Below are 7,720 nucleotides of genomic sequence, written 5' to 3'. Positions count from 1 at the left end.
ATCCGAAAACAGATCAACCCTTTTTTGAAGAAAACTTTAAAAAACGTGTCGTTCGCGCATATTTTCATCGAAACGGTTACTTTAAACACTAAAAAGGCCCACAAGGGCCTTTTTACTCAATGAACGAGAAGCTTCCAACCAAGTTTACTTTGCTGTTTAGACTCTTGTTGTAGTTCACTTGCCATTAATGGATGTTCTTTTAACCAGTTACTTTCGAATGTTAATGTTAAAACTTCATTCTTAGCGGTTAATTCAAAATTTGGCAGAACATCGTCCTGTCGTCTCATCGACAAAATAACGGACACTCGAAGTAACCTTACAATGTACTGCGCAAGAAGGTTGTTTGCACCTAAAGCGTTAAAGCTGTCTTTTGGTATATCAGAACGATGTGCATCGGCTACTGCCACAATTAACCTGTGCTCTGATTGCGAAAAACCGGGCATGTCAGTATTTTCTAGAATATACGCTGTATGCTTATGATACTGCTTATACTCTATTAGTAAGCCGATTTCATGTAACTGTGCAACGGCTTTTAATAGGGGTAAGCCATTTAAGTGATTAATTGGCCAATTTTCATTGATGCTTTGTGCGAGCTCAATTGCCAAACTAGAAACTCGTGATGCTTGTTTTTGGTCAACATGGTATCGACTCATAAACCCATCAACTGTTCGCTTTCTTATATCGCTATTATGAAACTCTGGCACCATGCTATATAAAACACCTTCACGAAGTGCGCCGCCTGCAAGTCCCATTTTTTCAATTTCTAACGATTCAAACAAAGCAATCAAGATAGCAAGGCCCGATACAAATACCAATCGACGATCTTCGCTTAAACCTGGAAGGTCTAACGCTGCAATGGATTTAAATGCAATTGATTGCTCTTTTATTGAATTAAGCTTTTCTAAAGTAAGAAGGTCATCAAGGTTTTGTGCCACCATAATTTCTTGAATTGCTTGTACTGTACCTGATGCGCCTGATGCTATTTGCCATCCTGCGGCTTTGTATTCAGGAGCTATATTATCAATAACAGTTCGAGCAGCCTTTATAGCGGTATTGAAATTGCTATGTGTTAATAAGCAATCTTTAAAGTAACGCTCAAGGTAAGTAACACACCCCATGTTGAGGCTCTTGTATAAAAGTGCATCAAACTCTTTACCAATAACTACTTCAGTGCTTGCACCACCAATGTCAATAACAAGCTGTTTGCCAGTACATGCAGAAGTATGCGCTACACCTTTGTATATGGTACGCGCTTCTAATTCACCACTGATAACATTGATTTTATGGCCAAGAATTTTTTCAGCCTGCGCTTTAAATACTTCAGCATTGGTTGCTAAGCGTAATGTAGCCGTAGCTACTATTGTAATATTTTGATTTGGAATATCTTGTAAACGCTCAGCAAAAAGCGCGAGGCATTCCCAGCCTCGTTGCATAGCCTCGGTGCTTAATATGTTATCTTTATCAAGCCCTGCGGCTAACCTGACCTTGCGTTTTACGCGACCAATAGTTTGTAAACCGCCAGCCACTGATTTGGCAATTAGCATATGAAAGCTATTTGATCCCAAATCAATAACTGCGTATACATTTTTTTGCGGTATAAGTTGCCCCACCGTTCAAAAACCTCTAGTTACTACTACTTATACAAACGGTCTATTACGACCGTCCTTTTTGGTAACTATTATTTGGTCGACGTCCGTTATTGTTACTACGATTACGAGGACCATTTGAATAGTTGCGCTTTCTTTGAATAATAGGCTTAGTTAAATCGTCTAACAAAGCGGCTTTATCGTAATGCGATAAAGGAATGCTGTGCTCTATGTATTCTTCAATTTCATGTAGGTTGTATGCATATTGTTCACACGCAAAACTTATTGCATGTCCTGATGCACCTGCACGACCTGTTCGACCAATACGATGAACATAATCCTCACAGTCGTCTGGTAAGTCAAAGTTAAATACATGACTTACTTCTGGGATATGCAACCCACGCGCTGCAACATCAGTTGCAACTAAAAAGTCTAATTCGCCTTTGCTAAATTGCGCTAAAATGCTTTGACGTTTTTTCTGATTTACATCACCCGTTAGCATACCAACACGATGACCATCAGCTTTTAACCACGCATACACGGTTTCACAGCTGTGCTTAGTGTTTGCAAACACAATGGCTTTATCAGGCCACTCTTCTTCAATTAACGTTAATAAAAGCTTAATTTTATCTTCTTGTGAAGGATGAAATAGTTCTTCTTTTATACGTTTACCGGTTTTTACGTCTGGCTCAATTTGTACATGCTCTGGGTTGGTCATGTGTTCAAAAGCAAGTTCTTGCACGCGGTACGATAAAGTCGCAGAAAATAATAAGTTTAATCGCTTTGAAGTATCTGGCATACGATCAAACATATAACGTATATCTTTTATGAAGCCCAAATCGAACATACGATCAGCTTCATCAAGCACAACAACCTCAATTTCATTAAGGGTGTAACAGCCTTGCTTGTACAAATCGATTAAACGACCTGTCGTGCCAATTAAAATATCTACGCCTTTTTCTAATTGTGCACGTTGTTTTTCGTAATCTTCGCCACCATATACTAAACCTAAGTTAAGATTACAGTGTGGCGCTAAAATTTTTGCATCTTTGTGTATCTGAATCGCAAGCTCCCGAGTAGGGGCCATGATCAGGGCTCTTGGATGTTTACTAGGTGCTTTGCTAGATTGTAATAACCGATGGCACGTAGCAGTTAAAAATGCCAACGTTTTGCCTGTACCTGTTTGTGCTTGGCCCGCAATATCGCGTCCATCACAAATAAAAGGTAGGCATTTTGCTTGAATAGGTGTGCAATATTCAAACCCATTCTCGGTTAGACCGGCAACCACTTCCGGTGCGATAGCAAAGTCTGAAAACTTTTTATCGGTTAAATGTGTCTTAGTCATAGCGTTTAAGCATAACGTTTAAACTTGCAATAAGAAACAAGAGTGTTTAAATACGCACTAAATATTTCGCCTAACTAAATCGGAGAGCGCAATGAGCGAGAAAATAATCCAAATTACTGACGATAGCTTTGAAGCTGACGTATTACAATCAGACAAGCCTGTACTAGTAGACTTCTGGGCTGAATGGTGCGGACCTTGTAAAATGATCGCCCCTATCCTTAATGAAGTTGCTGATGAATACGACGGTCGTGTTGCTGTTGCTAAACTTAATATTGACCAAAATGCGGGCACTCCGCCTAAATTTGGTATTCGCGGCATCCCTACTTTGCTTCTTTTTAAAGATGGCCAAGTTGCTGCAACTAAAGTTGGTGCACTTTCAAAAACACAACTTATCGAGTTTTTAGATAACAACATCTAATAGACTAGAACTAAAAAAGGGCTTTTTGCCCTTTTTTTGAATTTATTTTGTATAAACACTGGACGCTATGCCAGTGAACTGCTAGTTTATAAAGCCAACTAATCCTTAGTTATATTCAACCAACCTCACTCAACGATCAAAGCGACTTTGAGTATGACAATTGTAATAAAGAACCCACCAATATGCATTTACGCGAATTAAAAGACAAGTCTATAAAAGAACTTGTAAACTTAGCTGAGTCCATGGGGCTCGAAAACGTAGCCCGCTTAAGAAAGCAAGATATCATTTTTACCATATTAAAATCCCATGCCAAAGGCGGAGAAAATATCTTCGGCGGTGGTGTGCTTGAGATTTTGCAAGATGGTTTTGGCTTTTTAAGATCATCAGAAGCTTCTTACTTAGCTGGCCCAGATGACATTTATGTATCACCGAGCCAAATTCGCCGCTTCAGTATGCGTACTGGCGACTCAATTTCAGGCCTTATTCGTCCACCAAAAGATGGTGAACGTTACTTTGCATTACTTAAAGTAAACGAAGTTAACTTTGATAAACCTGAAAATTCTCGCACCAAAATTCTTTTTGAAAACTTAACGCCACTACATGCAAACGAACGTTTCCGCATGGAACGTGGTAACGGTAGTAAAGAAGATATCACTGCTCGTGTACTTGATTTAGCATCACCAATTGGCCGTGGCCAACGTGGTTTATTAGTAGCACCGCCAAAAGCGGGTAAAACAATGCTACTGCAAAACATTGCACAATCAATTACGCATAATCATCCTGATGTAACGTTAATGGTTTTACTAATTGACGAACGTCCTGAGGAAGTAACTGAAATGCAACGCCTTGTTAAAGGTGAAGTGATTGCATCAACGTTTGATGAGCCTGCATCTCGTCACGTACAAGTTGCCGAAATGGTTATCGAAAAAGCAAAACGTTTAGTTGAGCATAAAAAAGACGTTGTTATTTTACTTGATTCAATCACGCGTTTAGCACGTGCTTACAACACCGTTATTCCTTCATCAGGTAAAGTACTTACCGGTGGTGTTGACGCTAATGCACTACACAAACCTAAGCGTTTCTTCGGTGCCGCACGTAACGTTGAAGAAGGTGGTAGCTTAACAATTATAGCCACTGCACTTATCGATACTGGCTCTAAAATGGATGAAGTTATCTACGAAGAATTTAAAGGTACTGGTAACATGGAATTACACCTTAACCGCAAAATTGCGGAAAGACGTGTATTCCCAGCTATCGACTTTAACCGCTCTGGTACTCGCCGTGAAGAACTACTTACTAAGCCAGATGAGCTGCAAAAGCTATGGATTTTACGTAAAATTGTTCATGAAATGTCAGAGATTGACGCCATGGAATTTTTAATTGATAAACTATCAATGAGTAAAACCAATGATGAGTTTTTTGATTCGATGAAACGCCAATAAACGCATTTAAGTAATACAAAAAAAGCGCCCTGGGCGCTTTTTTTATATTTGTTGTAATGTGTACTTACGTTTCATTGTATTTGTGTAATACAGCCTGGAGCTCTGATACAAGCTGATTAATATATCTCATATCTTTTTCGCCTTTTTGCAATAAGGCGCTGTCTAAATTTTTCGCAGCTGAAGCTATTTCCTCTAAGGCGAACATTTGTGCTGCACCTAATATTCGGTGGCTATCTTTTTGCAAAGCGTTAAAGTCTTCACTTAGAAAATGCTGTGTAATATTTTCGCTTTCTAAACCAAAACTTTGTTTAAAACTTATTACTAAATCACTGATGTCTATCTCACTTGGTACATTAGGTTCGTCCGAATGAACTTCGTCTAAATTTTCTGACAAGGTTTTATAAAATAAGTCTTTATCCAATGGCTTTGCAAGGTAACCGTTAAATCCTAATGTAAGGTAGTCGTCAATTTCGTGACTCATTGCGTTTGCAGTGAGCGCAAAAATTGGCCGTTGAAAACCACATTTTTTTAATAGTTCAAAGGCCGCTCGTCCATCCATTATAGGCATTTGAATGTCGAGTAATACAAGATCTGGGTACTCTTGCAAGCAACGCTCCACAGCTTGCTCACCGTTTTCTACCGCAATTACATCAAGCCCTAATGAACGCAAGTAACGGCTAATAAACCTACGGTTATCTGCATGATCCTCTGCAAGCAGGACAGTACCGCTTAGTTGCACTTTATTTTGCTCTATTTGCCCAATATCGATTTGATCACTAGAAACTTGTGCACAAGGTAAAAAGAACGAAAATTGACTTCCTTTTTTATATTCACTTTGCACGCTAATATACCCGCCCATCATAGAAGCGAGCTGCTGCGATAAACTAAGCCCCAGACCTGTACCACCAAAACGTCGGCTAATACTGTTATCTGCTTGGCTAAAGTATTCAAAAATGAGCTTTAATTGTGATGAGTTCATACCTATACCGGTATCTTTAACAATCAGTACAATACCCTGATCTGTTTTATTTAATGCAATTAATACCTGCCCTGATTGGGTAAACTTAATAGCATTGGCACACAAATTAATGAGAATTTGTTTTACTCGCATTATATCAAGGCGGGTGTAAAACTCATCGCCCACCTTATTTTCAAGCACAAGCCTGAGATTTTTTGCTTTTGCCTGAGGGTTAAACATTGCGTGCACATCGTTAACCAGTTGGACCATGTCAAAACAAGAAACATTAAGCTCTAACCTATTCGCTTCTATTTTACTTAAATCAAGTACATCGTTGATCAAACTTTTTAAATGGTTACTATGCCGCTGAATAATAGCTAACTCATCTTTTAGCTGTTCAGGCTCGTATAAACCATTCATTAAGTCGTCTGTTTGTCCGAGAATCGCCGTTAATGGTGTTCTTATTTCATGGCTAACATTAGCCAAAAATTGACTTTTAACATCATTAGCTGCTCTTAACTCTTGGGCAACAGCTTGAAGCTCTGCTGTGCGTTGCGCCACTTGCTCAGCTAAATATTGCTTTGCCCGTTTTTCTGCGCCGCGTCGGTATAAAGCAACCCCTGTCACTATGACTAAAAATAACAGTACAAAAATAAACACCGTTAACTGCGAACGCTGATGCATTTTTAGTTCTTGTAATTTACGGTCTTGTTTCAGCTCTTTAATTTCTTGATTTAATTGTGTGGCTTTAAACTGTCTTTCTAATACTGCTAGGGCTTTAACAATAGATTCACTTCTTAATTTGCGTAGTTCGTTATTGTACTTTTCATGCAACTGCATTGCATTTTCGTAGTTTCCCCTGCTCGCTTCAATCAAAGCATGGGTGCCAAGTCCATCTCGCATTATGCGATCATTACTATGCTCTTCAAGTAATTCAAAAACGCGTTCAATATTCGTTTTTGCCTCATCTAACATCCCTCTAACAAGCTGGACTTTTGCAAGAGTTTGCAGTGCAGTAAGTTCTAAGTTTTTGTTATCAATTTTAAGTGAATACTCTATCGCTAATTGCGCTTGCTCATACGCTAATTCCACTTTATTGAGAATAATATTGACGTTTGCAATGTTAGTGTACTGAGTCGCTAACTTATTCATATTGTTGACGGATAGGTAATAACGGGTTGCTAATTGGTAGTAATGCATCGCTAAATCTAGCTGGTTGCTTTCAAAATAAACCACCCCCATATTATTATGCACCATAGCAATACCCAAATTATCATCTAACTTGCGAAAGATTTTTAACACGTCTTGATAAATACTCATGGCATTTTCATAACGAGATAAGCGTATATACACGCCCGCTATGTTAATTAAAATATCGCCTTTATCCTGTTCACTACCCACTTCTTCGTAAATCTCTTTTGCTTTTAGGTAGTAATCCAGCGTTGCTACCAATTTATGCATATTAAAATAAGCTAAACCAATATTATTCAATAAATTTGCTTGTTCTAATGGTTGGTTATTAATTTTTGCAATATCAAGTGCACGCGTATATTGAGTAATTGCTTGTTTAAACAAGCCTTGATAAAAAAGTGCAACACCTTGCATTTTAATTGCACGAAAGTGCTCACTAGGAAGAAGTGCTCCAGAAGTTTCTTGCTCTAATAATTTAAAGTAATTAAAAGCATCGCTAAAGTGGCCGCTCGACAGCGCAGTATCGGCAAGGCCTGCATATATTACAGCACGACTTTGAGCTGTAATACGTTGGTTATTAAGTAAGGCGTTACCTAATTCACGCTTTGCATCCCATTGTTGTTGTTGTTTAAACTCTTCTAATAATGGTTCTGATTGTTGAGCATAACTTGGCAAATAGAACAAACTGCATACAATGAATAAGAGGCACTTGAGCTTGCCATGCATAATTTTAATCCTTCAAATTGTTACGTGTAACAATGTAATCTGTACTGAAGATAC

General features: G+C 38.6%; 5 protein-coding genes. 2 read left to right on the top strand and 3 right to left on the bottom strand.

Translation table 11 applies throughout. The features are described from left to right. Positions 1-116 precede the first annotated feature (116 nt). Complete coding sequence (gene gppA / locus AC27JL_RS18015) at positions 117-1,610, bottom strand: guanosine-5'-triphosphate,3'-diphosphate diphosphatase (RefSeq protein ID WP_487196255.1); 1,494 nt, start codon at positions 1,608-1,610, stop codon at positions 117-119. Between the two features lie 43 nt (positions 1,611-1,653). Continuing rightward, the gene (gene rhlB, locus AC27JL_RS18010; RefSeq protein WP_006792443.1) at positions 1,654-2,931 is read right to left on the bottom strand and encodes an ATP-dependent RNA helicase RhlB; all 1,278 of its coding nucleotides are present in this window, start codon (positions 2,929-2,931) and stop codon (positions 1,654-1,656) included. A 91-nt stretch (positions 2,932-3,022) separates the two neighbouring features. Between rhlB and trxA the strand changes: the two genes are divergently transcribed. Then, on the top strand, positions 3,023-3,349 hold the full coding sequence (gene trxA, locus AC27JL_RS18005; protein WP_006792444.1) for a thioredoxin TrxA: 327 nt from the start codon (positions 3,023-3,025) through the stop codon (positions 3,347-3,349). Positions 3,350-3,531: 182 nt separating this feature from the next. Then, positions 3,532-4,791 carry a transcription termination factor Rho gene (gene rho / locus AC27JL_RS18000; RefSeq protein WP_006792445.1) on the top strand — a complete coding sequence of 420 codons (1,260 nt, stop codon included), beginning with the start codon at positions 3,532-3,534 and terminating at the stop codon, positions 4,789-4,791. Positions 4,792-4,855: 64 nt separating this feature from the next. On the opposite strand, the gene AC27JL_RS17995 is transcribed toward rho, so the two are convergent. After that, positions 4,856-7,666 carry a tetratricopeptide repeat-containing hybrid sensor histidine kinase/response regulator gene (locus AC27JL_RS17995; RefSeq protein ID WP_487196254.1) on the bottom strand — a complete coding sequence of 937 codons (2,811 nt, stop codon included), beginning with the start codon at positions 7,664-7,666 and terminating at the stop codon, positions 4,856-4,858. Positions 7,667-7,720 lie beyond the last annotated feature (54 nt).

The sequence above is a fragment of the Pseudoalteromonas sp. 4NS20-0020 genome, assembly GCF_057554385.1.
The sequence above is the reverse complement of the archived record's forward strand: the minus strand, read 5'-3'. Positions and strand labels throughout refer to the sequence as shown.

Excerpts from the sequence above, each read along its gene's own strand:
- trxA (WP_006792444.1), top strand. The coding sequence starts at position 3,023 with ATGAGCGAGAAAATAATCCAAATTACTGACGATAGCTTTGAAGCTGAC.
- AC27JL_RS17995 (WP_487196254.1), bottom strand. The coding sequence starts at position 7,666 with ATGCATGGCAAGCTCAAGTGCCTCTTATTCATTGTATGCAGTTTGTTC.
- rho (WP_006792445.1), top strand. The coding sequence starts at position 3,532 with ATGCATTTACGCGAATTAAAAGACAAGTCTATAAAAGAACTTGTAAAC.
- rhlB (WP_006792443.1), bottom strand. The coding sequence starts at position 2,931 with ATGACTAAGACACATTTAACCGATAAAAAGTTTTCAGACTTTGCTATC.